At 65.5% G+C, this 25,862-nt stretch carries 26 protein-coding genes and 1 tRNA gene; 21 read left to right on the forward strand and 6 right to left on the reverse strand.

What is annotated here, in order from left to right:
• Positions 1-75: 75 nt before the first annotated feature.
• From SriyCCGPB3_RS07030 to SriyCCGPB3_RS07060, 7 genes are all read left to right on the forward strand, one after another.
• Complete coding sequence (locus SriyCCGPB3_RS07030; RefSeq protein WP_110711772.1) at positions 76-1,044, forward strand: helix-turn-helix transcriptional regulator; 969 nt, start codon at positions 76-78, stop codon at positions 1,042-1,044.
• 46 nt (positions 1,045-1,090) lie between these two features.
• Positions 1,091-2,023, forward strand: a complete 933-nt coding sequence (locus SriyCCGPB3_RS07035) for a lytic transglycosylase domain-containing protein (RefSeq protein WP_350260016.1) — start codon at positions 1,091-1,093, stop codon at positions 2,021-2,023.
• A 186-nt stretch (positions 2,024-2,209) separates the two neighbouring features.
• Complete coding sequence (gene petA, locus SriyCCGPB3_RS07040) at positions 2,210-2,830, forward strand: ubiquinol-cytochrome c reductase iron-sulfur subunit (RefSeq protein ID WP_049423262.1); 621 nt, start codon at positions 2,210-2,212, stop codon at positions 2,828-2,830.
• Positions 2,830-4,089, forward strand: a complete 1,260-nt coding sequence (locus tag SriyCCGPB3_RS07045; RefSeq protein ID WP_329810182.1) for a cytochrome b — start codon at positions 2,830-2,832, stop codon at positions 4,087-4,089. Before petA ends, SriyCCGPB3_RS07045 begins: the two co-directional genes overlap by 1 nt.
• On the forward strand, positions 4,082-4,831 hold the full coding sequence (locus SriyCCGPB3_RS07050; protein ID WP_350260017.1) for a cytochrome c1: 750 nt from the start codon (positions 4,082-4,084) through the stop codon (positions 4,829-4,831). Before SriyCCGPB3_RS07045 ends, SriyCCGPB3_RS07050 begins: the two co-directional genes overlap by 8 nt.
• 134 nt (positions 4,832-4,965) lie before the next feature.
• Positions 4,966-5,601 (forward strand): glutathione S-transferase N-terminal domain-containing protein, encoded by a 636-nt coding sequence (locus tag SriyCCGPB3_RS07055; protein ID WP_005408842.1) that lies wholly within the window; start codon positions 4,966-4,968, stop codon positions 5,599-5,601.
• 84 nt (positions 5,602-5,685) lie between these two features.
• Entirely contained in the window at positions 5,686-6,138 is a 453-nt protein-coding gene (locus tag SriyCCGPB3_RS07060; RefSeq protein ID WP_049399914.1) for a ClpXP protease specificity-enhancing factor, read from the forward strand.
• Positions 6,139-6,224: 86 nt separating this feature from the next.
• On the opposite strand, the gene SriyCCGPB3_RS07065 is transcribed toward SriyCCGPB3_RS07060, so the two are convergent.
• The 4 genes from SriyCCGPB3_RS07065 to SriyCCGPB3_RS07080 form a co-directional block, all read right to left on the reverse strand.
• A complete protein-coding gene (locus SriyCCGPB3_RS07065) occupies positions 6,225-6,575 on the reverse strand; it encodes a DUF3301 domain-containing protein (protein ID WP_005415950.1) in 351 nt (116 codons plus the stop codon).
• 67 nt (positions 6,576-6,642) lie between these two features.
• Complete coding sequence (locus SriyCCGPB3_RS07070) at positions 6,643-7,644, reverse strand: DUF2272 domain-containing protein (protein WP_110711775.1); 1,002 nt, start codon at positions 7,642-7,644, stop codon at positions 6,643-6,645.
• A gap of 161 nt (positions 7,645-7,805) precedes the next feature.
• Positions 7,806-8,657, reverse strand: a complete 852-nt coding sequence (gene nadC, locus SriyCCGPB3_RS07075; protein WP_180854904.1) for a carboxylating nicotinate-nucleotide diphosphorylase — start codon at positions 8,655-8,657, stop codon at positions 7,806-7,808.
• Positions 8,654-8,923: a Trm112 family protein gene (locus SriyCCGPB3_RS07080; protein ID WP_005408847.1), complete on the reverse strand. Its 270-nt coding sequence runs from the start codon at positions 8,921-8,923 to the stop codon at positions 8,654-8,656. The genes nadC and SriyCCGPB3_RS07080 overlap by 4 nt, the downstream gene beginning before the upstream one ends.
• Before the next feature lie 58 nt (positions 8,924-8,981).
• On the opposite strand from SriyCCGPB3_RS07080, the gene purE reads away from it, so the two are divergent.
• The 3 genes from purE (at position 8,982) to SriyCCGPB3_RS07095 (ending at position 11,084) form a co-directional block, all read left to right on the forward strand.
• Positions 8,982-9,485: a 5-(carboxyamino)imidazole ribonucleotide mutase gene (gene purE, locus SriyCCGPB3_RS07085; protein WP_005412808.1), complete on the forward strand. Its 504-nt coding sequence runs from the start codon at positions 8,982-8,984 to the stop codon at positions 9,483-9,485.
• Positions 9,482-10,630, forward strand: coding sequence for a 5-(carboxyamino)imidazole ribonucleotide synthase (locus SriyCCGPB3_RS07090; RefSeq protein ID WP_248859972.1), 1,149 nt, complete (start codon positions 9,482-9,484; stop codon positions 10,628-10,630). The genes purE and SriyCCGPB3_RS07090 overlap by 4 nt, the downstream gene beginning before the upstream one ends.
• Before the next feature lie 112 nt (positions 10,631-10,742).
• Positions 10,743-11,084 carry a carboxymuconolactone decarboxylase family protein gene (locus SriyCCGPB3_RS07095; RefSeq protein ID WP_004152082.1) on the forward strand — a complete coding sequence of 114 codons (342 nt, stop codon included), beginning with the start codon at positions 10,743-10,745 and terminating at the stop codon, positions 11,082-11,084.
• A 114-nt stretch (positions 11,085-11,198) separates the two neighbouring features.
• Here SriyCCGPB3_RS07095 and SriyCCGPB3_RS07100 read toward each other — a convergent pair whose 3' ends face one another.
• Positions 11,199-11,777: a superoxide dismutase gene (locus SriyCCGPB3_RS07100; protein ID WP_110714287.1), complete on the reverse strand. Its 579-nt coding sequence runs from the start codon at positions 11,775-11,777 to the stop codon at positions 11,199-11,201.
• Positions 11,778-11,898: 121 nt separating this feature from the next.
• Between SriyCCGPB3_RS07100 and grxD the strand changes: the two genes are divergently transcribed.
• From grxD to SriyCCGPB3_RS07155, 11 genes are all read left to right on the forward strand, one after another.
• Positions 11,899-12,219, forward strand: coding sequence for a Grx4 family monothiol glutaredoxin (gene grxD / locus SriyCCGPB3_RS07105; protein ID WP_005408852.1), 321 nt, complete (start codon positions 11,899-11,901; stop codon positions 12,217-12,219).
• Positions 12,216-12,992, forward strand: coding sequence for an SDR family NAD(P)-dependent oxidoreductase (locus tag SriyCCGPB3_RS07110; RefSeq protein ID WP_180854906.1), 777 nt, complete (start codon positions 12,216-12,218; stop codon positions 12,990-12,992). The genes grxD and SriyCCGPB3_RS07110 overlap by 4 nt, the downstream gene beginning before the upstream one ends.
• 232 nt (positions 12,993-13,224) lie before the next feature.
• Entirely contained in the window at positions 13,225-16,473 is a 3,249-nt protein-coding gene (locus tag SriyCCGPB3_RS07115; protein WP_164160591.1) for a TonB-dependent receptor, read from the forward strand.
• 252 nt (positions 16,474-16,725) lie between these two features.
• Positions 16,726-18,114: a nucleotide 5'-monophosphate nucleosidase PpnN gene (gene ppnN, locus SriyCCGPB3_RS07120; RefSeq protein ID WP_005408855.1), complete on the forward strand. Its 1,389-nt coding sequence runs from the start codon at positions 16,726-16,728 to the stop codon at positions 18,112-18,114.
• A 161-nt stretch (positions 18,115-18,275) separates the two neighbouring features.
• Complete coding sequence (locus SriyCCGPB3_RS07125; RefSeq protein WP_180854907.1) at positions 18,276-18,788, forward strand: GspH/FimT family pseudopilin; 513 nt, start codon at positions 18,276-18,278, stop codon at positions 18,786-18,788.
• A complete protein-coding gene (gene pilV / locus SriyCCGPB3_RS07130; RefSeq protein ID WP_153856944.1) occupies positions 18,785-19,261 on the forward strand; it encodes a type IV pilus modification protein PilV in 477 nt (158 codons plus the stop codon). Before SriyCCGPB3_RS07125 ends, pilV begins: the two co-directional genes overlap by 4 nt.
• Complete coding sequence (locus SriyCCGPB3_RS07135) at positions 19,258-20,409, forward strand: PilW family protein (protein ID WP_153856945.1); 1,152 nt, start codon at positions 19,258-19,260, stop codon at positions 20,407-20,409. Before pilV ends, SriyCCGPB3_RS07135 begins: the two co-directional genes overlap by 4 nt.
• Positions 20,410-20,429: 20 nt before the next feature.
• Positions 20,430-20,945 carry a pilus assembly PilX family protein gene (locus SriyCCGPB3_RS07140; protein ID WP_110711783.1) on the forward strand — a complete coding sequence of 172 codons (516 nt, stop codon included), beginning with the start codon at positions 20,430-20,432 and terminating at the stop codon, positions 20,943-20,945.
• 9 nt (positions 20,946-20,954) lie between these two features.
• On the forward strand, positions 20,955-24,647 hold the full coding sequence (locus tag SriyCCGPB3_RS07145; RefSeq protein WP_350260018.1) for a pilus assembly protein: 3,693 nt from the start codon (positions 20,955-20,957) through the stop codon (positions 24,645-24,647).
• Positions 24,648-24,712: 65 nt separating this feature from the next.
• The gene (locus SriyCCGPB3_RS07150) at positions 24,713-25,087 is read left to right on the forward strand and encodes a type IV pilin protein (protein WP_239496575.1); all 375 of its coding nucleotides are present in this window, start codon (positions 24,713-24,715) and stop codon (positions 25,085-25,087) included.
• Positions 25,088-25,143: 56 nt separating this feature from the next.
• A tRNA-Asn gene (locus SriyCCGPB3_RS07155) sits at positions 25,144-25,220 on the forward strand.
• 62 nt (positions 25,221-25,282) lie between these two features.
• Here the strand turns inward: SriyCCGPB3_RS07155 and SriyCCGPB3_RS07160 are convergent.
• The gene (locus SriyCCGPB3_RS07160; RefSeq protein WP_350260019.1) at positions 25,283-25,810 is read right to left on the reverse strand and encodes a GspH/FimT family pseudopilin; all 528 of its coding nucleotides are present in this window, start codon (positions 25,808-25,810) and stop codon (positions 25,283-25,285) included.
• Positions 25,811-25,862: the final 52 nt, after the last annotated feature.

Genomic DNA, 25,862 nt, shown 5'->3' on the forward strand with positions numbered 1-25,862 from the left:
TGCTCCTTGCGGTGGGTGGTGAACTGGCGCCCATCCTGGGGCACTATTGCGGACGACTTCTGTCCTCGATCCTTCATGCGCCATACCGCCCATCGACTACTGCGTCTGATTGCCCTGCTGCAGGCCCGTCGGCAGTGGTCGGGGGCCGAACTGGCCGACCGCATGGGCGTGGACCGGCGCAGCATCCGCCGTGACATCGAGCGGCTGCGTGAGCTGGGTTACCCCGTGCAGGCCTCGGCCGGGGTTGGCGGTGGCTACCAGCTCGGCGCCGGCGCACCGGTGCTGCCGATGCTGCTTGACGAGGAGGAGGCGACCACCCTGGCCATCGCCCTGCGCGCCGCCTCGGCCACTGTCGCCGGCATCGACGACACCGCGCGGGGCCTGCTGTCCAAGCTCGACCCGCTGGTGCCGACCCGTCGCCGCCAGCAGGCCGGCGAGGTGCACGCCGCTACCGCCACCCTGTCCGAGCTGCCGGCCACCGATGCGCGCCTGCTCGGACGGCTGGCCCAGCATTGCCGGCAGGCTTCGCGCTTGGCTTTCGAGTACCGCAGCGCGCAGGACGCGGTCACCCAGCGCGAGGTCGAGGCCCAGCACCTGGTCAACTACGGGCGGCGCTGGTACCTGCTGGCCTGGGATCTGGGACGCCAGGACTGGCGTACCCTGCGCGTGGACCGGATGGGAACGGTACGGGAATGTGCCGAGCCGGGCATGCACCGGCGCACCCCGGCGCCACCGGACGTGATGGTGCGGCAGGCGGTCAGCCAGGCCCCGTTCGCGCTGCAGGCGATCCTCCGCCTGGCCGGCAGCTACGCGGAGCTGGAAGGACGCATCCCGCCCTGGTGCGGCGTGCTGGAAGCCGATGGCGCGGACCATTGCCTGCTGCGGATGGGGGCCGAAAGCCGCGGCATGATGCTGGCGCAGATCCTGAGCCTGGACCGGCTGCCGGTGGCGCTGTGGACCACGCCGCCCGGCCTGCGTGACGAACTGGCCCAACGCCTGGCAGGGTTGGGTCAGCTGCTGGCTGTGCCGCCGGTCACAGCCTGAGCCGCATCGCTTGGCAAGTTCCGGCGAAGCTGGGACACTCGCCGCCATGAAGGGGATACTGGGGACAACGGCGATCATCATCGCTGCGCTGGCCGCTGCGCCGGCCAGCGCCGGAACCCTGTACAAGTGCCAGGGCCCTGACGGCGTCACCAGTTATGTGAGCAAGCGGGTGGCCGGTGCGCGCTGCAGCACCATCAGCTACAGCCGTGACACCCGTCCGGCCCCGCGCCCGGTAGTGACCGCGCCCAGGCCGGCGCCGACCACGGTGGCCAGCATCGAACGCAATCCGGTGGCCGTTGCCGCCGGTGCCGCAGCGCCGGCAACGGTCGCACCTGCGTCCGTACCCGCATCCGCACCCGCAGCTGCTCCAGCACAGCCGGTCGCCCTGCGCGCCGGACGCATGGTCAGCGGCCAGGTCTATTCCTTCATGAAGGACGGCGTGCGCCACTACACCAGTGCGCGCCCGACCCAGGTGGCCAACCTCGGCCCGGTGCGGACCATCCGCTACAGCTTCATGGAGCGCTGCTACGCGTGCGGGGTCAATCCACGCGTGGACTTCGGCACCGTGCGCCTGAACACCTCGGCCTTCCAGGCCGAGATCAGCTCGGCCGCGCGCGAGTTCGGCGTGGAAGAGGCTGTGGTGCGCGCGATCATCCACGCTGAGTCGGCCTACAACCCGACCGCGCTCAGCCGCGCGGGTGCGCAGGGCCTGATGCAGCTGATGCCGCCGACCGCTGCCCGCTTCGGGGTCAGTGATTCCTACGATGCCGGGCAGAACATCCGTGGCGGCGTGCAGTATCTTGCGTGGTTGTTGAAGCGCTTCAATGGCGATCTGACTCTGGCGGCGGCGGGCTACAACGCCGGCGAAGGCGCGGTCGACCGCCACGGCGGCGTGCCGCCCTACAGCGAGACGCAGTACTACGTGCGCCGGGTCGGGCAGCTGGCGGAGCGTTACCGCACCGCATTGACGCACCAGTAGTGCCGGCCGCTGGGCAATGGCCGGTACCGACCGGCCGCTGGCCGGCAACCCCGCAATCAATGTTGTTGCAATGCGTTGTGTGGCGCGCGACGGTTCAGCTACACTCGACCGTGATTCAATGCGGCTCTGGCCCCCACCGGATCCGCTGGCAGCCTTAAAGCTACCTAATCAATATCGGAGTGCCGGATGGCCAACGATGGGGTACACGATCCAGTCAACACCGGACGTCGGCGTTTTCTTTCTGCCACCACAGCCGTGGTGGGCGCCGTCGGCGTCGGATTCACCGCAGTTCCTTTCATCAAATCCTGGAATCCCAGTGCCCGCGCCAAGCTTGCCGGCGCCCCGGTGGTGGCCGACATCAGCGCCCTGCAGGAAGGCCAACGCCTGATCGTGGAATGGCGTGGCCAGCCGATCTGGATCGTCAAACGGTCCAAGGCGATCCTCGATGCGCTGCACGGGCTGGACGGCCGTCTCAAGGACCCCGAGTCCGGCGAGAAGGACCAGCAGCCGGAGTATGTGCTGAAGCAGAACCCCGAGCTGCGCTCGATCAAGCCGGAGATCTCCGTGCTGGTCGGGCTGTGCACGCACCTGGGCTGCTCGCCGGAAATGGTCGCCGAGATCCGGCCCGAGCCCTACGATCCGCAGTGGAAGGGCGGTTACTTCTGCCCGTGCCACAAGTCGCGCTTCGACATGTCCGGCCGCGTCTTCAAGGACGTGCCGGCGCCGATCAACCTGAAGGTGCCCGCGCACCACTACCAGGACGACAACACCATCATCATCGGTGTTGATCCGCAGGGGGCTGCCTGATGGCCAATATCCTCAGCCGTACCGCCAGCGGCGTCGCCGACTGGGTCAATGCCCGCGCGCCGGGCCTGATGCCGGTCTACCGCAAGCACGTCACCGAGTATTACGCGCCGAAGAACTTCAACATCTGGTACTACTTCGGTTCGCTGGCGCTGCTGGTGCTGGTCAACCAGATCGTCACCGGCATCTTCCTGACGATGCACTACAAGACCAACGCCGCCGAGGCGTTCGGCTCCATCGAATACATCATGCGTGATGTGGAGTGGGGCTGGCTGATCCGCTACATGCATTCGACGGGCGCCTCGCTGTTCTTCATCGTGGTCTACCTGCACATGTTCCGCGGCCTGCTGTACGGCAGTTACCAGAAGCCGCGCGAGCTGGTGTGGATCCTCGGCATGCTGATCTACCTGGTGCTGATGGCCGAAGCCTTCATGGGCTACGTGCTGCCATGGGGCCAGATGTCGTTCTGGGGCGCCAAGGTCATCATCTCGCTGTTCGGCGCGATACCGGTGATCGGCAACGGCCTGACCGAGTGGATCATGGGCGACTACCTGCCCAGTGACGCCACGCTCAACCGCTTCTTCGCGCTGCATGTCATCGCTTTGCCGCTGGTGCTGTTGCTGCTGGTGGTACTGCACCTGGGTGCGCTGCACGAAGTGGGGTCGAACAACCCGGACGGCGTGGAGATCAAGAAGGGGCCGAAGGGCAACCGCTGGTCGCCGAACGCGCCGGCCGACGGCATTCCGTTCCACCCGTACTACACGCTCAAGGATGGCGTCGGCGCCGGCTTCCTGCTGATCATCGCTGCCTTCATCATCTTCTTCGCGCCCGGTTTCGGCGGCCTGTTCCTGGAGCACGACAACTTCACCGAGGCCAACCGCCTGGTGACCCCGGAGCACATCAAGCCGGTCTGGTACTACACGCCGTACTACGCGATGTTGCGCGTGGTGCCGAACAAACTGGGCGGCGTGCTGGTGATGTTCTCGGCCATCGCGATCCTGTTCCTGGTGCCGTGGCTGGACAAGGCGAAGGTGAAATCGGTGCGCTACCGCGGCTGGATCTCGAAGGTGATGCTGGGCGTACTGGCGGTGTGCTTCGTCTGGCTGGGCGTGATCGGTTCCGGCCCCGGCACCGACGTGCACGAGACCTACATCGGGCGGGTGCTGACCTTCCTGTACTTCGCGTTCTTCATCACCATGCCGCTATGGACAAGGTTGGACAGGACCAAGCCGGTACCGGAGAGGGTGACCACCCATGACTGAACGCTGGATGGTCCGGCTGGCCCTGACGGCCGCCCTGATGCTGGGCAGTTTCCTGGCCTCCGCCGCCGAGGGCGGCACCAAGCTGCTGCAGGCCGGCAACGATCTCGGTGACCGCGCCTCGCTGCAGCGCGGCGCACAGCTGTACATGAACTACTGCTCCGGCTGCCATGCGCTGAAGTACCTGCGCTATTCGCGGATGGCGCAGGACCTGGGGCTGACCGAAGAAGAGGTGATGAACAACCTCAACTTCACCGGCTCGGCGATCGGCGACCCGATCCCGGTGGCGATGCCCAAGGAGAACGCCGAGAAGTGGTTCGGCAAGATGCCGCCGGACCTCAGCCTGATTTCGCGCGTGCGTGGCAGTGACTGGGTCTACACCTATCTCAAGTCGTTCTACCTGGATACCAGCCGGCCGCTGGGCTGGAACAACGCGTTGTTCGCGAACGCCTCCATGCCCAACCCGCTGTGGGAAATGCAGGGCCTGCAGCATGCCGTGCATGGCAAGCCCGAGGCCCCCGGCATGGACCCGCCGGTGACTGGCCTGCGCATCGAAACGCCCGGTTCGGTGGATGCCGGCCAGTACGACCAGGCCGTGCGGGACATCACCAACTTCCTCGAATACGCCGGCGAACCGGCCGCGCTCAAGCGCCAGCAGCTGGGCGTGTGGGTGATCCTGTTCCTGGCCCTGTTGACCTTCCTGCTGTACCTGCTGAAGAAGGAATACTGGAAGGACGTTCACTGATTCTGCCGCCGACCATCGCATGGGCCTATTGGCTTTTGTGATGGTCGGTTGCACACTCGGGGAGGAGTCGACCGCTGGCACGGTGCCGGCGGCGCCGATGCGGCAGGCGGTCTCCTGTCGTGGGAGAGCCTTTGATGGCGGCGAGCGTACGCATGCGCAATACACTGACGCTGTTTTCCTCGAACGACGATGTGCTGTGCCACCGTGTACGTCTGGTGCTGGCGGCGAAAGGGGTCACGTTCGACTTCGTTCCGGTCGATCCGCAGAACCCGCCTGAAGACCTGATCGATCTCAATCCGTACCACTCGGTGCCGACCCTGGTCGAGCGCGAGCTGGTGCTGTACGCGGCGTCGGTGGTCAGCGAATACTTGGACGAGCGCTATCCGCATCCGCCACTGATGCCGGTCGATCCGCTGTCGCGTGCACGGATCCGCCTGGCCATGCTGCGCATCGAGCACGACTGGGTACCGCAGGTGCAGGCCATCCAGCTGGGCAACAAGACCCAGGCCGAGGCCGGCCGCAAGCGCCTGAAGGAGCTGCTGACCGCCTCGCTGCCGCTGTTCAAGGCCAGCAAGTTCTTCCTCAACCCGGAAATGAGCCTGGCCGACTGCGCGATGGCGCCGATCATCTGGCGCCTGCAGTCGCTGGACGTGCCGCTGCCGAAGGACGGCAAGGCGATCGAGGACTACGGCAACCGCATCTTCCGCCATCCCGGTTTCGTCCGCAGCCTGACCGACCAGGAAAAGAAACTGCGCGATCTGCCGGTCTGATCCGGCCCCGCAGTACCCGTCTGCACGCCGACCGGCGTGCAGGCGATCCGCCCCGGCGGGGCGCCGGGCGCGTACACTTCACGCATGACCGAAGACTTCTTCCACATGACCAGCCACCGCCCGTACCTGCTGCGGGCGCTGGTGGAATGGATCAACGACAACCAGCTGACCCCGCACATCCTGGTCGACGCCGGCGTCCCCGGCGTGCAGGTCCCGCCTTCGGCGGTCAAGGATGGCCGGGTTGTGCTCAACATCGCCGAACGTGCTGTCGTACGGTTGATGATCGACAACGAGATGGTGAGCTTCTCGGCGCGCTTCTCCGGTACCAGCTACCCGGTGCAGGTGCCGATCAGCGCCGTGCTGGCCGTCTATGCCCGCGAGACAGGGCAGGGCATGGCGTTGCCGGACGACATTCCGGGCAGCGAAACCGCGCCGACCAGCGATGAGCTGCTGCATGACGAAGGCACGCCGCCGGACGATACGCCGCCGGCCAGTCCGCCGCCGAAGGGCCGCCCGAACCTGCGCGTGGTCAAGTAATCCTTCCGACGCCGCCCCGATGGGCGGCGTTTTTCCTTGCCCGTTTGGCGGCAGGTGCCGACCGTTGGTTGGCACACCCTTGAACCCTACACATCCTCGGCATCCTCCACATCCGGCCGGATCTGGCTGATCCGTGCCGCGCCGGGGCCGGTGAACGAGATCAGCTGGTCGCCGCGCAGCACCATGCGGCCCACGTGGCGATCGATGCCATCGTAGGAATACTCGAACTTGAACGTGCGCTCGAAACCGAGCCGTCCATCCTCGCCACGCGACAGCCGCAGGCCAGTGGCGTGCACGGCCTGGTCCAGCCACTGCACATCGGCGGCGCGGCAGGCATTGCGGCCCAGCTCGACCGCGCGCTCGGCGGCCGAACGTGCGGCGTTCCAGAAGAAGTAGATGATTCCGCCGGCAATCAGCAACAGCAGCAGGGTGGGCATGGCGTCAGCCGTCAGGTGTCGATCCGGCAAAGATGGCGGCGAACGTGCGCTGGATCAAGCGCTGGATTCACCGCCGCGGCTGCGGTTCGCTGGATACCGGCTGCGCGGGCACGATGACCGGTTGCGGTGCCGGGGCGGGCTGCATCGGCGTCGCAGTGGGCGAGGGCATCACCAGGGGGGCCGTAGCGGTCAACTGCAGCAGCGCCGCCCAGTCCTGGCGGTTGAAGCTGCATTCGTCCTCGCGGCCCGGCGTGCAGCTGGGGTCGATGCCGGTGCTGTTGCGTTCGCGCGCGGGCGGCAGCTTGATGAGCCCGGTGCGGTCCAGCGGCAGCAGCCGCATCGCTACGGTGTTCATCACGTTGCCGCCGACCAGGTACAGGGTCTGGTCGCCGCCAAGATTGGCCGCTACCACCACTTCGCAATGTGATTTCCAGTGGCCCACCGAGCCATTGCCCAGTGCCTGCACCAGCCCGCTGTAGCTGAGCGTGGTGCTGCGGTCGCGCAGGAAGCACAGCAGGTCGCCGGGCGCAGGTTTGGCCGTGGCGGGGTCGACCAGTCGGTACGGCACGCCCGAGGGGCCGCCCTGGTACGCGGCACGGATGTAGTCGATGTGGCGTGGCGACGTGTTGAAGCCGGGAACGCCGGACTGCACCATCACCCAGGAAATGAACGCGGCCGACCACGGGTTGTCGATCAGGAAGGCGCGGCAGTCGCTGTCGGTGTAGCGCGTGCCCAGCGGTGCCAGGCAACTGCTGGCGCCCGCAATGCTGCCCATCGCGTTGAGCGTGCCGCTGTTGCGCCAGTAGCCGGCCACGCGCTGCCAGGCGATCAGCCCGTTGTCGGCCAGGTGATCGCTTTCGGCTTCGGTGACACTGAGGCTGGCGGCGCGGCCATCGCGATCGATGAAGGGCCGGAACCACAGCCGGTGCTCGTTGCAGGCGGTATTGCGGATGGCCACCGCCAAGGGACTCAGGCCGAAGCGGGGCGGCACATCGCAGGCTTCAGCGGCTGCGGCGGACAGGGGGGCTGCCGCGAGCAGCAGGCAGGCAGGCAAGAGCATCCGGCGCATGCGCGGCTCCTGTGGGGGATGCCGGCAGCGTCGCAGAGGACGGCGTGGCCGAGCCGTGAAGGCGAACGGATCCTGTAGAGCCGAGCCATGCTTGAGATTGGGGTCAGATCCCTTTTCCGGAGGAAAAGGGATCTGACCCCAGCCCCGAGGTCCCGCGCGCCTCAGCGCGGCGGCGGGCCCAGCTTCAGCGACAGATCGATGGCCTGCACATGCTTGGTCAGGCCGCCGATGGAGATGCAGTCCACGCCGTCCTCGGCGATCGAACGCAGGCCGCCCAGGCCCACGCTGCCGGACACTTCCAGCGGAATGCGACCCGCCGTGATGCGCACCGCCTCGCGGCGCAGGTCGGGGCTGAAGTCATCCAGCAGGATGCGTTCGCAACCCGCCTCCAGCGCCTGGCGCAGCTGCGCCAGATCCTCGACCTCGACCACCAGCGGCAACCCAGGCCATTGCCGGCGTGCGGCAGCCACGGCTGCGGCCAGTGAACCGGCAGCGCGGATGTGGTTTTCCTTCAGCATCACCGTGTCGTACAGGCCGAAGCGATGGTTCTCGCCACCGCCGCAGCGCACCGCGTACTTCTGCGCCAGGCGCAGGCCGGGCAGGGTCTTGCGGGTGTCGAGGATGCGCGTGCCGGTGCCGGCCACGGCCGCCACATAGCGCGCGGTGGTGGTGGCGGTGCCGGACAGCGTCTGCAGGAAGTTCAGCGAGGTGCGTTCGGCGCTGACCAGGCTGCGGCTGCGGCCGTGCAGCAGGGCCAGCACGGTGCCTGCGGTGACCGCGTCGCCTTCGGATACCTGCCATTCGATGCGTACGTCCGGGTCGAGCGCGCGATGGGTGGCGTCGAACCAGGGGCGGCCGGCGATCACCCCGTCCTGCTTGCACAGCAGGTAGGCGCTGTCGGCCTGGTCGGGCAGCAGGGCGGCGGTGACGTCACCGCTGCCCAGGTCCTCGGCCAGCGCACGCGCGACATCGGCGGCGACAACGGCCGCATCCGGCGTCGGCAGCGTGCTCATGCGGCCGGGAAGTCGGCGATCTGGGCGGTGGGGATGGCTTCCTCGGCCAGCAGCACCGGAATGCCGTCGTCGACGCGGAACACCTGCTTGCGGTCGCGGGTGACCAGCGCTTCGCGCAGCGGCTGCGCCAGCGGGTTGCCATCGGCCTTGTTCACCGCGCCGGCGGAAATGGCCTTGTTGAGGGCTTCCAGGCCCTTGCCATCCAGCAGGGACAGGGGCTGGCGGGTGTCCGGCGACACCAGCAGGTCGAGCAGCTTGCGATCCATGGTTCTTCGTCTTGCGTGGAAGACGGCTAGAATACGTCTTTAAGGCAGGTGACGGCCAATGACCCCCAACCCGATCGCGCCGCTTGTCGGCATCGTCATGGGTTCCCGTTCCGACTGGGAAACCATGCAGCACGCCGCCCAGAAGCTTGAAGCCCTGGGTGTTCCGTTCGAAGTGAAGGTAGTGTCCGCGCATCGGACGCCGGATGTGTTGTTCAGTTACGCCGAGCAGGCAGGCCCGCGTGGCCTGCGCGCGATCATCGCCGGTGCCGGCGGGGCCGCGCACCTGCCGGGCATGATCGCCGCCAAGACCGCCGTGCCGGTGCTGGGCGTGCCGGTGCAGTCCAAGGCCCTGAACGGCATGGATTCGCTGCTGTCGATCGTGCAGATGCCTGCCGGCATCCCGGTCGCCACCTTTGCCATCGGCAATGCCGGCGCTTCCAACGCCGCGCTGTTTGCCGCCGCGATGCTGGCCAGTGACCAGCCGGCGATCGGCCAGGCGCTCGACGCGTTCCGCGCACGCCAGACCGAAGACGTGATGGCCCACGACGATCCGCGCCAATGAGCCTGACCGTCGGCATCCTGGGCGGCGGCCAGCTCGCCCGCATGATGGTACTGGCCGGTGCACCGCTGGGACTGCGCTTCGAACTGTACGACCCGGCGGCCGACGCCTGCAGCGGCCCGCTGGCGCCGCTCACCGTCGGTGCCTTCGATGACCGCCAGGCGCTGGCGGATTTCGCGGCCAAGGTCGACGTGGTCACGTTCGATTTCGAGAACGTGCCGGCCGACAGCGCGCAGTTCCTGGCCGACCGCGTGCCGGTCTACCCGCCGCCGGCCGCACTGGCCGTGGCCCAGGACCGGTTGAGCGAGAAGACCCTGTTCCAGCAGCTGGGCATTCCGCTGCCGGCCTTCGCTGACATCCGCAGCCGTGACGAGTTGGCCGCGAAGGCTGCTGAGTTCGGTCTGCCGTGCATCCTCAAGACCCGCCGCCTCGGTTACGACGGCAAGGGTCAGTTCCGCCTGCGCAGCGAGGCCGACATCGATGCCGCATGGGATGCGCTGGGTGCGCAGGTCGAGCGTACTGGTCTGATCCTGGAAGGCTTCGTGGCCTTCCAGCGGGAGGTCAGCGTGGTTGCCGTGCGTGGCCGCGATGGCAGCTTCGAGGCCTGGCCGGTCACCGGCAACTGGCACGTCGACGGCGTGCTGTCGGCCAGCGTGGCCCCGGCCGAGTTGTCGGCCGCCGAGCACGAGGCCGCGATCGGCTATGCCCGCCGCATTGCGGAGCACCTGCAGTATGTCGGTGTGTTCGCGCTGGAGCTGTTCTGCCGCGATGGCGAGCTGTTGGCCAACGAGATGGCGCCGCGCGTGCACAACTCCGGCCACTGGACCATCGAAGGCAGCGAGACCTCGCAGTTCGAGAACCACCTGCGTGCCGTGCTGGGCCTGCCGCTGGGCAGCACCCGCATGCTCGGCCATGCCTGCATGCTGAACTGGCTGGGCGCGATGCCGGACCCGGCGCCGGTGCTGGCCCAGGCCAGCGGCCACTGGCACGACTACGGCAAGGAGCCGCGTGAGGGCCGCAAGGTCGGTCATGCCACGCTGCGCGATGATGCTGCTGATGCACTGGCCGATGCACTGGACCAGGTGGGTCTGGAGCTGGGTCGTCAGGCCCAGGTGGCGCCGGCGGTACACGCGCTGCGCAACCGCTGAACCCGGTAGTGCCGGCCGCTGGCCGGCAATGCAACGATGTGGCGCGCCGGTGCAGGCATCGGCGCAACATTCCCGGTGGTAGCGTGGAGCTCCTTTCACAGGAGTCACGACTATGCTCGACTGGAATGCCTACCGCAAGGAACTGAAGGGCCGCATCGGCGAGATCGGCAAGCTCTCGCCGGATACGGTCAAGGGCTATGCCACACTGGCCAATGCCGGCGCGCAGACCAACCACCTGGATGCCAAGACCCGCGAGCTGATCGCGCTGGCCGTGGCAGTGACCACCCGCTGCGACGGCTGCATCACCGTGCATGTGGATGCAGCGCTGAAGCACGGCGCCAGCCGCGAGGAAATCGCCGAGGCGCTGGGCGTGGCAGTGTCGCTCAATGCAGGCGCCGCGCTGGTGTACTCGGCACGGGTGATGGACGCGGTGGCCGCGCACGAGAGCGCGTGAAGCTCCGTACTGTTTCCCGGTAGTGCCGGCCGCTGGCGGGCGGATCGGGTATGGTCGTGCGCGTATGGGGATGCCGGCCAGCGGCCGGCACTACCCCGTGGCGGAGCCGCTGCCTCAGCGCAGCTGGCTTTCGGCGAATTCCCAGTTGACCATCTGCCAGAACGCGTCCAGGTAGCGCGCGCGATCATTCTGGTAGTCCGTGTAGTAGGCGTGCTCCCAGACGTCGCAGCACAGCAGTGGCGTGCTCTCGCCGGTCAGCGGGGTGCCTGCATTGCGGGTGGCCTGCAGGCCCAGCTGCCCGCCCGGATGCTGCACCAGCCACACCCAGCCCGAGCCGAACAGGCCCAGTGCGGTGCGGTTGAACTCCTCGCGCAGGCGCTGCACGTCGCCGAACTGGCGCTTGACCAGCTCGCCCAGCCGCCCCTGCGGCTCACCGCCGCCGCGCGGACGCAGGCACTGCCAGTAGAAGCCGTGATTCCAGGCCTGGGCGGCAGCATCGAACAGCTTGCCCTGGGCGTGACGGACGATCTCTTCCAGTGACGCTTCTTCCCACTCGGTGCCGAGGATGCCGGCATTGACCGCATCCACGTAGGCGCGGTGATGGCGGCCGTGGTGCAGCTCCAGGGTCTGTGCGGACAGATGCGGCTGCAGGGAGCCGGGAAGGTAGGGAAGGGCAGGCAATTCGACAGGCATGGACAGGTTCGTGGCCAGAGGGGCGGCGGCAGCCGGTTCCATCGGCTTACAATGGCGGCTACCGTGGGCAGTCTAGCCGACCACCGCGGTCGGTTTGTCCGGCGAAGCAAGGAGTGAGGTTGTGGCGGTAATGCAGCAAATCCAGGCCGAGGTCGATCGTTACCCGCTCGTGCTGTTCATGAAGGGCACCCCGCAATACCCGATGTGCGGCTTCTCAAGCCGCGCCGTACAGGCGTTGATGGCGGCCGGCGCTGTCACCCTGCGCACCGTCAACGTGCTGGAAGAACCCGAGATCCGCGCCAACCTGCCGCGATTCTCCAACCTGCCGACGTTCCCGCAGCTGTTCATCAACGGTGAGTTGATCGGCGGCTGCGACATCGTCCTGGAGCTGTTCGAAGCCGGCGAGCTCAAGCGCATCGTCGAAGAGGCGACACAGGGATGAGTGCCTGGCCATCGACGTCACCGACCGACGGGGCGCTCGATGGCCGCCCGTTGCAGGATCGCGTGGTGCTGGTTGCAGGCGCCGGCGGTGGCTTGGGTAGTGCGGCGGCCGTTGCGGCCGCAGCGGCCGGTGCCACCGTGGTCCTGCTGGGCCGCAAGCCGCGCCGCCTGGACCGTGTCTACGCCCAGGTGCAGGCTGTCGGCCCGGAACCGCTGCTGTATCCGCTGGATCTGGAAGGCGCTGGCCCGGATGACTACGCCGAACTGGCCCAGGCCCTGCAGCGCGAGCTCGGGCGGCTGGACGGCCTGCTGGTCTGTGCCGCCCATTTCCCGGGCCTGACTCCGTTTGAACTGGCCGATCCGGCCAGTTTCGCCCGCGCGGTGCACGTCACCCTGACCGCGCCGGCCTGGCTGGCCCAGGCCTGCCTGCCGCTGCTGCGGCAGCGCGAGGATGCGGCGATGGTGTTTGCAGTGGATGCGCCCGAGCGGGTCGGACAGGCCTATTGGGGGGGGTATGGCGTGGCCCAGCATGGACTGCGCGGCCTGATCACCAGCCTGCACGACGAACTTGGCCGCAGCCCGGTACGGGTCAGTGGCCTGTACCCCGGCCCGCTGCGCACGGCGCTGCGCGCCCGTGCCTATTCCGTCGACCAGGACCCGGCCGCCCAAGGCCCGGAGGCCGCCGCCGCTGCGGCCGTGACCCTGCTGTCCAGCGCCGGGCATGCCTGGCGAGGCCAGATTCTCGACGCCAGTGAGGCGCCTCTGTCGGAATGAGGCCGGGGGAAAGGCGGAGTGAAGAACCCGTCACGATTGCGTTGCGATCCGGTGCCGTTTGTCGCACAACCGTCACATTGATGGCGTAGCGTGTTAATCTAGTGTTAACCGTTATGGCTGCCTTCAGCCAAGCGGTAGGGAACCCCAGATAACTCTCCGACCAGCCACCCGCAGGGCTGTTTGGATGCGCTTTTTTTCCGCCATCGCCAACTCGCATCGAGGCTACCGAAAAATGACCCACCCACTCCGGATGTCCAAGCTTACCCTTGGTCTCGTGGCCGCACTCGCCGCCGCTCCCGCCTTCGCCCAGAGCACCTCTGCCGGTGTCGGCGGCCAGGTGATGTCCGCCGCAGGCCAGCCGGTCGCCGGCGCTGAAGTCACCATCACCCACACCGAGTCGGGCACTGTTTCGCGTGCCACCACCGATGCGTCGGGTCGATACAACGCGCGCGGCCTGCGCGTGGGTGGTCCGTACACCATCACCATCACCAAGTCCGGTGAAGGCACCAAGACCGAAGAGGGTGTCTTCCTGAACCTGAATCAGGTCAACACCGTCAACGCCAGCCTGGGCGGTGATCTGGCTGCGACCAATCTGGACGCGGTGAACGTCGTTGCCACCGCGGGTGGCCTGGACCTGTTCAGCGCCACCAAGATGGGTACCGGCAGCAACGTGACCCGTGAAACGATGGATGCGTTGCCGTCGGCCAACCGCAACATCCAGGACTACATCCGCCTGGACCCGCGCATCTCGCAGGTCAGCAAGGCTGACGGCGCGATCTCGGCCGGTGGCCAGAACACCCGTTACAACGCCATCCGCATCGACGGCATCAGCGCCTCCGATCCGTTTGGCCTGGGCTCCAACAACCTGCCGACCGAGCGTCAGCCGGTGTCGATGGACGCCATCCAGGAAATCAACATCGACCTGGCCAACTACGACACCACCATCTCGGGTGGTACCGGCGCGGTGATCAACGCCGTGACCAAGTCGGGTACCAATGAGTTCCACGGCACCGTGTACGGTTCGTACCGCGACAAGGACATGGTCCGCTCGCGCCTGGAAGGTGACAAGTCGGACTTCAACGGCTTCAAGGACGAGAAGACCTACGGCATGACCTTCGGCGGCCCGATCGTCAAGGACAAGCTGTTCTTCTTCACCAACTATGAAAAGTACGAGCGTAGTGGTGGCGGCGTCAGCCTGAGCGACAGCCCTTATAACAAGGATCCGGCGAAGGGCGGCATCAGCGACGCTGACATCTCGGCTGTGCAGAAGCGCATGGCGGAACTGGGCCACCCGGTGGGCGGCGTCAGTGACCTGAACAACAAGACCGAGATCGAAGAGTACGCGGTCAAGTTGGACTGGAACATCAACGAGAACCACCGTGCGGCCCTGCGCTACAACAAGATGAAGCAGGACGTCGTCCGCTTCCCGCAGGTCAGCAGCAGCGCACTCTCGCTGAGTGACTTCTGGTACACCCAGCCGACCCAGTACGAAACCTGGATGGGTGAGCTGTTCAGCGATTGGTCCGAGAACTTCTCGACCGAGTTCAAGGTCTCGCACAAGGACTACTCGTCCAACCGCGTCGCCGCCTCGCACCTGCCGCAGATGCGGGTCCGCTTCGGCAACAATTCGCTGTACCTGGGTACCGAGCAGAACACCCACACCAATCTGGTCGAGTCGAAGGAACTGAGCGCCTTCGGTGCCGGTACCTGGTACGTCGGTGACCACACCGTCAAGTTCGGTTTCGATTACACCGACAACGACCTGATGAACTTCTACGGCCGTAACCTGTACGGCGCGTATGACTTCCGTGACCTGGCCTCGTTCCTGAAGGGTACCGCGAACGGCTACCAGCTGCGCGTTCCGCGCGCGGGCGGCAGCCTGGATGACATTCCGGCCAAGTTCCATCTGAAGAATACTGGCCTGTTCATCCAGGATACCTGGGCGATCAACTACAACCTGAGCCTGATGTTCGGCGTCCGCGTGGACATCCCGGACTTCACCAGTCAGACCAAGTACAACGCCGACATCCAGTCACTGTATGGCTACAACAACACCAAGCTGGTGGACAAGAGCCTGATCCAGCCGCGCGTTGGCTTCAACTACACCTTCGACAGCGACCGCCCGACCCAGCTGCGCGGTGGCGTGGGCCTGTTCGGCGGTGCTGCACCGAACGTGTGGCTGGCAGGTGCCTATCAGAACACCGGCCTGAACTACGTCGAGTACAACGTCAGTGGCAACCCGGGTGGCTTCAGTGCTGATGCCGACAATCCGTTTATCCCGGATCCGTCGAAGATCATCGCGCGCCAGAACGTCGACATCATCAACCCGGGCACCCGCCTGCCGTCGGTGTGGAAGGCCAACCTGGCCTTCGATCACGAACTGCCGTGGTACGGCATCGTGGCGTCGGCCGAACTGCTGTTCACCAAGGTCAAGGATGGCCTGTACTTCGAGCGTCTGGACCTGACCAATGGCAAGGGCAATGGCCCGACCTACGTGTCCGCACAGGACGGTCGTGAGATCTACTGGAACGACAAGGGCCTGAACCAGGCCAACAGCAAGATCGACAGCCGCACCGGTGACAACCTGGGCATGGAGAACGGCACCAATGGCGTGCTGAACCGCAACTACCGCCCGAACAACATCGGCGACGTGCTGCTCCTGCGCAACACCAACAAGGGCCGCGGCAGCCAGGCGACCTTCTCGCTGGCGAAGCCGCTGACCGAGAACTGGGGCTGGTCGCTGGGTTACACCTACACCCAGTCGAAGGAAGTGAGCCCGCTGACCAGCTCGCAGAACACCTCGAACTGGAACAACACCCAGATCCTGAACGCCAACGAGAACATCGCGTACAACTCGCGCTATGCGATCAAGGACCGTATCACCGGTACCCTGGAGTGGAAGCACAACTTCTTCGGTGACAACGCCACCCGCGTCGGCCTGTTCTATGAAGGCCGTTCGGGCCGTCCGTACAGCTACGTGTTCTACAACGATGCCAACGGCGACAGCGCGATCGGCAACGACCTGTTCTACGTGCCGAAGGGCCCGGGCGACGTGCTGTTTGTTGGCGGCGCAGACATGGAGAAGAAGTTCTTCGACTGGCTGGCGCAGAATCCGGAACTCGATGCTTACCGTGGCAGCACCGTGCCGGCCAACCAGCACCGCGCCAAGTGGGTCAACAGCTTCGATGTCCGCATCAGCCAGGAGTTCCCGGGCTTCGCGAAGACCCACAAGGGTGAAATCGCGCTGGACATCATGAACGTCGGCAACCTGCTCAACAAGAAGTGGGGCCTGATCGACGACTACGGCTTCTACGCCACCCGTCGCGTGGGCAACTTCGCAGGTATCGATCCGGCCACCGGCAAGTACGTGTACTCGTTCACCGGTGCGGATGATTCCTCGGTCCAGGAAAACAACAACGACAAGGGCAACACCGCCGTGTCGCGCTGGTCGATGCAGCTGACCGTGAAGTACAAGTTCTGATCCATCAGAGCCTGAAGCAGTAAGTGAAAACGGCCGGGGAAACCCGGCCGTTTTCCGTTCATGCGAAAGTCCTTGCAGGTCATCTGGCATCGGCGTAGCATCCGGAAATGTGCGCGGTGCCAACGCCGCCGATGCGGTCCCGGAAAGGCGAACGCGGGAAGCACACATCCAACGGTCGGGCTTCCCGGCCGTTTTGCTTTTTAAGGGGGCGGCAGTACAGTCGGAAACCTTGAAGGAAGCGAAAAATTGGACATGACCACGAACGAAAAATCAGCCCGTGCACTGCCGGTGCAGGATGCGCGGATCTACCCGCGCGGTGGGCTGGATGTGCTGTCGCGGGCCGAAGTGGCCCGCCTGCGCGATGCGTCTGCCGGCGGTATGCACGAGCTGCTGCGCCGCTGCGCGCTGGCCGTGCTGACCAGCGGAAGCGCCTCTGACGATCCGCGCGCGGCGCGCGATCTGTATCCCGATTTCGACATCCAGGTGGCGCAGCAGGATCGCGGCGTGCGCATCGACCTGGTCAATGCACCGGCGATGGCCTTCGTCGATGGCGAGATCATCCGCGGCGTCGCCGAACTGCTGTTCGCCGTGGTGCGTGACCTGGCCTACATGGCCATCGAGATGGGCCCGGCCTACGCGGCCGAGCTGGAGTCGTCCGAGGGCATCACCAACGCGGTGTTCGGCCTGCTGCGCAATGCGCGCATCCTCAACCCGGGCGACCCGAACCTGGTGGTGTGCTGGGGCGGCCACTCGATCTCGCGCGACGAGTACCTGTACACCAAGCAGGTGGGTTATGAGCTGGGCCTGCGCGGCCTCGACATCTGCACCGGCTGCGGCCCAGGCGCGATGAAGGGCCCGATGAAGGGCGCCACCATTGCCCACGCCAAGCAGCGCCGCACCGTGACGCGCTACATCGGCCTGACCGAGCCGGGCATCATCGCCGCCGAGTCGCCGAACCCGATCGTCAACCACCTGGTGATCATGCCGGACATCGAGAAGCGCCTTGAGGCCTTCGTCCGCATCGGCCACGGCATCATCGTGTTCGCCGGTGGCGTCGGCACCGCCGAGGAAATCCTGTACCTGCTCGGCATCTTGCTGCGCGAGGAAAACAAGGACCTGCCGTTCCCGCTGATCCTGACCGGCCCGACCGTGGCGGCGCCGTACTTCGAGCAGATCGATCGCTTCATCCGCCTGACCCTTGGCGATGCCGCAGCCGAGCGCTACGAGATCATCATCGGCGACCCGGTGGCGGTGGCCAAGAAGATGGCCAACGGTATCAAGCGCGTGCGCGAGCATCGCCTGGCACAGAAGGACTCGTTCTTCTTCAACTGGTCGATCGAGATTCCGTGGGAGTACCAGCAGCCGTTCGTGCCGACCCACGAGGCAATGGCCGCGCTGGACCTGCACCACGGGCGTGCGCCGCACGCGCTGGCGGCCGACCTGCGCCGGGCGTTCTCGGGCATCGTCGCCGGCAACGTGAAGGAGGACGGCATGCGCCGCATCGAGCAGTTCGGGCCGTTCCAGATACATGGCGACCCGGACATGATGCAGGCCCTGGACGCATTGCTGCGCGCCTTCGTCGAGCAGCGCCGGATGAAGATCTCCGGCGAGTACCAGCCCTGCTACCAGGTGCTGGCCTGAGCCTGCGCCGGCGCGATGGGGATCGCGCCGGGGCGGGCAGGGGAGGGCGGGTCGTCAAGGCTTTGACGCCCGTCGCCCCGGATTGACCGTTCATCCTGCCGCCGCTTGCCGGTGGCAGGGCGATGGCCCATCGTGGCCATCAACACGCTGGGGAGCGTCCAATGTCTTTGCGCCGGCCAAACGGCTTCACACTGGTTGAACTGATGGTGGCGCTGATCGTGCTGGCAGTGCTGGCCACCATTGCGTTTCCCAGCTTCCAGAGCACGATCCGCTCCAATCGGGTCGTCTCTGCCCACAATGAACTGATCGGCCTGCTCAACCTTGCGCGCAGCGATGCCATACGCAACAACCGTGGCGGCGGCGTGTGCGGCAGCAGCGATGGCACGCGCTGTGACGGAAAGTGGGACAAGGGCATGATGGCCTTCAGCGATACCTCCGGCAACGGCGATTTCGACAATGGCGAAATCGTGCTGCGTTTCAACCAGATCAACCCAGGCCTGGTCGTGGCCGGCCCGCAGACGCTGGTGGCCTTCGATGCGCGCGGCCGTCGCCGCGCGGCAGGCGATCAGGTCATTACCCTGCGCCCCGACAAGTGTGGCAAGGATCCGATGATGAGCACGATCACCATCAATGCCTCGGGCCAGGTCAACAGTACGAAGGGGCCCTGCCCATGAAGCATCCGTCATTCCATGCCGCGCGCCAGCAGGGGGGCTTCAGCCTGCTGGAGGTACTCATTGCGATCGTGGTCCTGGCGTTTGGCCTGCTCGGCTTCGCGCTGCTGCAGACCATGAACGTGCGCTACGTGCAGAGTGCCAATTACCGCACCCAGGCGACCAATCTGGCCTATGACCTGACCGAGCAGATGCGCAGCAACCGCTACCAGTCGGCGTGGTACGCCAATGCGAGTTTCACCTCGGGGAGCCGGACCGCCGCCGGGGTCTGTGCGCCCACCACCGCGGCCGTCAGCATCGCGCAGAACATCACCGACTGGCAGTGCCGGGTAGTCAAGGCGCTCGGTGACAACGCCGCAGCCACCGTGACCGTCAACAACGGTGTGGCGACCGTGGCCATCAGCTGGGCCGATGAACGCTGGAACCCGAAAAGCCCGGATACGCCGACCACCTTCGCCCTGCAGACCCAGCTATGAATGCATCGCTTTCCACGTCCGCCCGGCAGGCGGGTCTGTCGCTGATCGAGTTGATGATCGCCATGGTCATCGGCCTGGTGCTGATGCTGGGGGTCATCCAGATCTTCATCGCTTCCCAGTCAGCATCGCGGTTGTCCGAAGGTGTTGCGCGTGCACAGGAAAACGGTCGGTTCGCGCTGGACTTCCTCGAGCGTGACATCCGCATGGCCGGCCATCTGGGCTGCGTCAATGACCAGGCACACGTGACGAAGGGGCAGGGAGAGCCGCATTACAATCTCGGCGCGGTGTCCGGAAGTGGCAATCCGTTGGATTTCAGCGTGGCGGTGCAGGGCTATGAAGCCCCTGATACCGGGCCTGGCACCCAGCTGGAGGTAGGCAAGGGTTCGCTGCCTGCCAACCTGCCGACCGCAATCGCCAAGCTTTCGCCGGCGCCGATGCCGGGCAGCGACATCCTGGTGCTGCGGTTCCTTGCTCCCGAGGGTGTGCCGGTACTGGCCGTGAATGGTTCGGTTCTGACCGTCGATGCCGCACGCTGGCAGCGACTGACCGAAGGCGGTGTCTCCGCTCCGACCCTGTTTGGTGTTTCCAGTTGTGATGCGGTGGACATCTTCAAGGGGACAACCGCCGCCGGAACCATCACGGCCACGGGGGTCAGCCTGTCGCGGCACGCACCGCAGCCTGCGCCGACGATGGTCTATCGCGCCGAATCACTGGTGTATTACGTGGGCCAGGGGGTGAGTGGTCCGGGGCTTCGCCGCGCCCGGGCAGATGCCAGTGGCGCCTACACCATCAATGAAGAACTGGTTGAAGGCATCGAGAACATGCAGTTGCTGTTCGGCCTGGATACCACTGCCAGCATCGCGCCGGGCTCATCGCCGGTGGGCAACATCACGCGCCTGCAGACTGCTTCGACGGTCACCACCCAGACGGACGCGACCGGCGCCGGTCAGTGGCTGCGGGTCGGTCAGGTGCGCGTGGGCCTCATCGCGCGCAGCGCCTCACCGGCAAGCGCAGGCAAACCGACCGATGCGGCAGCCAAGCTGGGTGTGCTGGGGGTTACCTACAGCCAGGATGGCGTGACCGACGGGCGCTACCGGACCGCCTACGAAGTCAGCATCGCGCTGCGTAACCGACTCTACGGGAATTGATCATGAGCCGATCACCAACCATGCGTCACCGGGCCAACCGCGCGCCCATGCTGCCCCGGCGGCAGGAGGGAGCGGTGTTGTACGTGGCGCTGATCATGCTGCTGCTGCTGGCACTGATCGGCATCGCGGGCATGCAGGTTGCTGGCATGCAGGAGAAGATGGCCTCCAACTATCGCGCGGTGAATCGCTCCTTCCAGAACGCGGAAGGCGTGGTGCGCAATGCAGAGCGCGCGGCGGAGGCGATCGCCAACCGCACCGATGTGCCGACGGGCAGCGTGCTGGCGTCGGGCGATATCAGCTACGACTGCGAGGACCGTTTCGACCCCGTGCAGTGGGGGCGTTCGCAGGTGATCACCGCCGTGCCGAAAGTGAGCGTTCGCCGCATCGACAAGTGCGGTGGCCCGGGTGGCAACGCCCTGGATGAGGGGCAGGCCGATGACAGCGCGACGTATACCTACCAGATAACCGCGTTCGCGGCCGATGACCCTGCCAATGCAACGTCATCGTCGGTGATCGATACCATTTTCAAGCTTTGAGGGCGCGGCATGGCTACGCGTAGATTCAAGTGGATTGCAGCGGCGTCGGCCGTGGGGTTGGCCGGCCTGGGGGTGGTTGCCTACAACCTGACCGCAGCCCAGGCCCAGGGGTTGCTGGCACAGGCGCCGTTGAACAATCAGGTGCAGACGCCACCCGCGTTCATCATGGCGGTGGACGACTCGGGGTCGATGACTTTCCAGACCCAGTTCCCGGGGCAGGATGGTGCCGGCTGCGCGAGCGGCGGCAGCTTCTTCGATCGCAATGGCAATCTGAATGTGGGCGTCGGCACCTGCAACTACTACTACGTGCTGCCCGGCCCAGTCATCAGCAGTGGCTACTATGCGATCCCGCAGCTGGATTCACTGGGATTTGCCCGCTCGCCTACCTACAACCCGACCTACTTCAATCCGGAGGTGAAGTATGAGCCCTGGATCGATGGCACGGGCAAGCCCTACGATGAAGCCAATCCGACGTCGACCCTGATTGATCCGCGAGGTTCGACAAGGGTGGCGTTGGCTGCCAACTATTTCAGCGGTACGTCGCGGATCCTGACCGGCATGGTGATTCCGAAGGGGACCACCTACAACGATGGCCGGGACCGGACCGCCGAACAGGACATAACCTGGAGAGGGTCCTCGAACATCTACGTCCAGTACTGGCCGGCGACCTTCTTCCTGCCGTGGACGAACGACAAGGATCCCTACCCGCAGCGCGAAGACAAGGCCGGTGTGTATTCCGGAGTGAGCCGGGTCAAGATCGACAACGCCTGTGGCAGTGGCTGTGCGATGTGGAAGTACACGATCACCGACAGCAACAAGGACGCGCTGCAGAATTTTGCCAACTGGTACTCCTTCTACGGCAACCGCAACCGCGCGATGATCGCCGGCATGACCCGGTCGCTGGCAGGCGTCAACAACCTGCGGGTAGGCTATTTCCGCATCGGTGATTACACCAATTACAACAGTGTCAGGAAGCCGCTGGCAATGCGTGACCTGGCGCAGCCCGATGCCAAGCTTGCTCTGTATTCGGACATGATTGGGCTCACGGCCAATGGTGGTACCCCCAACCGCTGGGCCGTTGACGCCGCTGCGCTGCAGTTCACCCGCACCGACAAGGACGCGCCGGTGAAGCTGGCCTGCCAGAAGAATGCGGTGATGCTGTTCACCGACGGCTTCAGCAACGGGGGAGGACCGACCACCGCCCAGAATGCCGATGGCGGAATGGGCATTCCGTTCAGTGATTCCAACTTCAACACCATGGCGGACATCGTCAGCCAGTACTACATCAATCAAGGCGGCAAGCCCCCGCTGCGTCCCGATCTGCCGGCGGGTCAGGTGCCTGTGGTGCAGGCCTGCAAGACTGGCAATCCCGACAAGCGGCTGGACTGCCAGACCAACCTGCACCTGAACTTCTATGGTGTCACGCTGGGTGCCCGGGGCACGCTGTTCAACCCGGACCTGGACCAGGATCCGTTCACCGACTCCACGATCTACTCCAGGTGGCCCGCCTCGGCAGACAATGACCGAAGTACGGTCGACGACATCTGGCATGCCGCCGTCAATACTCGGGGCGAGTACATCAATGCCCGTACGCCGGCTGAGATCACCACGGCAATGCGCCGTGTGCTGTCGGCAGTGACCAGTGGCGCGTCTCCTTCCGGCGGTAAGGGCGCCAGTGGTGCACGCATCGGTGCGGGCTCGGTGTCGGTCGAACCGACCTATGAGATCGCCAACGAAGGTACAGACTGGTTCAGCCGCCTGACGGCCAGCAAGATTTCGGTGGACCCCAAGACCCGCGCAGTGGTCTATACGCCGATCTGGGAGGCCAGTGCGCAGCTTCCGACCGCCGAAATGCGCAACGTCTATTTCACCAAGAGCGGCGCCACCAGTCGTTTCAACGGTACCAACGTTTCGCTGGCCGACCTCTGCACCAAGTCGACCGAGCTCTATCCGGGCATGTCGCGCTGCAACCAGGCCGAACTGGAGAAACTGGGTGCAACGGCGGACTCTGCCGTGAAGTATCTGCTGGGAGACACTGCCGGAGAGAAGCGCAGTGGTGGCAAGCTGCGTGATCGAACCACCCGCCTGGGCGATATCGTCACATCCAGCCCTGTTGTCAGCGCGCCCTCGGACGACTACGGCTATCGGCGCCTGGCGGGCAACCTGGGCACCACCTACGGCGCCTACCTGACCAGCAAGGCCGAGCGCGCACGCTACATGGTCTATGTCGGGGCCAATGACGGCATGCTGCATGGCTTCGATGGCGGCATGAACGCGAAGGGCGTGGTTACCGGCAATGGCGGCGCCGAGAGCTTTGGTTACATTCCGGCAACCGCGCTGGGGCACATGGGCAACCTGCTGTTCCCCTACAACGCTGCCGATCTCAACGACCAGAAGTTCGATCACCGCTATTATGTTGATGGCCAGATCAGCGTAGGCGACACCTTCTACGGCGGCAACTGGCACACCACGCTGGTAGGCGCCTCGGGTGCAGGCGGACGCAGTGTTTTCGCGTTGGACGTTACTGCGGGCAACACCTTCAGCACGGCCAGCAGGCTGTGGGAAATCAGCGACCTGGACAACAGCCTGCCGGCCAACGTGCGCAACAACATCGGGCACGTGCTGGGCAAGCCAGTGATCGTGCCGGTACTGGGTGCCAACGGTGTACCGACCTGGAAGGCGATCTTCGGCAATGGCTACAACAGCCGCAGCCAGAAGGCCGTGCTGTTCGTGGTCGATATTGGTACGGGAACGCCGAACGTGACCATGATCGAGGCGGTTGAGACGTCGGGCGCGCCTGACGGCAACAATGGCCTGGGCAGTATCGTGGCCATCGACCGCTGGGGTGGCGACAAGCAGGACCAGCGCCGTCGCGATGGCTATACGGACACGGTGTACGGCACCGACCAGAAGGGGGCCGTGTGGAAGTTCGATCTGCGCAGCAGTGCGACGACGGTAGGCACGCCTGTGTTCACCACCCGCACCTACACCGACAACAACCGCACCCTGCGGCAGCCGATCACCGGTGGCATCACGGCTGGTAGCGGCCCGAATGGCGGTGTCATGCTGTTCTTCGGCAGTGGCAGCTTCTCCTTCATCGGTGACCAGGCCGATACGTCGGTGCAGAGCCTCTATGCGGTCAATGATCTGGCCAACGGTGCGGTATCGGCGACGTTGACCAGCGCCAGCCTGACCGGGGGTCAGGTGGTGACCAATGGTGACCAGCGCACGCTTGTTCGTAGTACGCCGCCCAATGGCAGTCTGGGCTGGTATGTGGACTTGCCCGCAGGTGAGCGCTTTGTAGGCAATCCCTCATTGTCCGATGGCGTAGTGTTCATGCCGACCTATCTGCCGACACCCGGTGGTTCTGGTTGTTCTTCGTCGGGAACCAACTGGCTGTTCGGTCTGGAAGCGTTGAACGGCGGTGGGGCCTTCGGGCGCGCCCGGATCGGCTCGCCCGACGGCACCGCGATCGGTGATGGTGTCGCCGCACTGAAAACGGTGACGACCAGCACCAGCGGCGGACCGGTACGCGATGTCAAACCAGGCGCTCTGCCAAGAGATACGCCACCAGAACTCGAGCCGGGTGGTGGACCGCCAACACCACCGCAGCCCGCATGCGTGTCGTTCCTGAAGAATGGCGACCAGTCTGTCTACATTCCCTATCCGTGTGGTCGCCAATCGTGGAGACAGATCCAGTGAGCAAGCGTTTCGTTTCGCGTCCCGCAAGGCGATCCATCCAGCAGGGCTTCACGCTGATCGAGTTGATGGCCGTGGTTGCGGTCATCGCGGTCCTGGCTGCCATCGCCTATCCCAGCTATTCCGAACACGTTCGCAAGTCGCATCGGGCCGCGGTCAAGGCGGAAATGGTCGAGTACGCACAGCGCGCCGAGCGGCATCACACGCAGAACAACAGCTACGCCTCGTTCACCTTCAGTGAGACGAGCTCGACCAAGATCAACTCGCCTCGTGAGGGCGGGTCGTCCATCTGGTATGAAGTGAGCATTGTGCCGACGGCATCGACGTTCACCATCACCGCGGTGCCCCAGGGCGGGCAGGCCAAGGACAGCTGCGGGACGTTGAGCATCAACCAGGCCGGCGTGAAGACGCCGGCGAACACCTCCAGCCAGACCTGCTGGTAGGGAGATCCGGCAAAGGCTTGCATGATCTGGAATGAGCATCTAGAATGCGCCTCCCCGCCCGAATAGCTCAGCCGGTTAGAGCACTTGACTGTTAATCAGGGGGTCGTTGGTTCGAGTCCAACTTCGGGCGCCAGATCCTGCAGAAGCCGCGAGAAATCGCGGCTTCTGCTTTTCTGCGTCAAGCGGCCTGCCAACTCAGAGTGGGCAGGGAGCGGGCACCTTCTGTCGTGTGGAGCGGGTTCGGCCGATATTGTTCACCACCACCGTACCGTGCAGGCGGGAGCCTGCGCAGATCTGGACGGTCAGCGTGCTGCCTGCGCTGCGGCCATCGGCCTGGAATCGTAGCCGGCGGCGTCCGCTGCTGATGCCGGCGCGTACCCCCGAAGCCTGCGTGCCTGGCTGGAATTGACGCCGGACAGCGACGTCTGCGGGGAACGCCGCGGGCTCGGTTTCAATCAGCCAGCCGCGGACCCAGTCGTCGCTGCACTCGATGCCGTCCTGGCTGGGACAGACGGTTACTGCGCGGCGGTGGGTAAGGGCGGTGGCGCGGGCGCTGTTGAACACCGATACCAGGCGCATGCGGACCATGTCGGCGTGCCAATGGTCGAGATGCCGTGCCAAGGGGGGCAGTGCCAGCGAGCACAGGATCGCCAGTGCAGCCAGGACTGCGACAAGCTCGATGAGGCTGAGACCGCATTGCTGCAGGCGGCGGATGGGAGGCATGGCAGCACGGTTCCAGGGATGGTCCCCAACGCTGCGCTTGCGCGTGGAATCC

Source organism: Stenotrophomonas riyadhensis (assembly GCF_040256885.1).
In the GTDB taxonomy this organism is placed as follows: domain Bacteria; phylum Pseudomonadota; class Gammaproteobacteria; order Xanthomonadales; family Xanthomonadaceae; genus Stenotrophomonas; species Stenotrophomonas riyadhensis.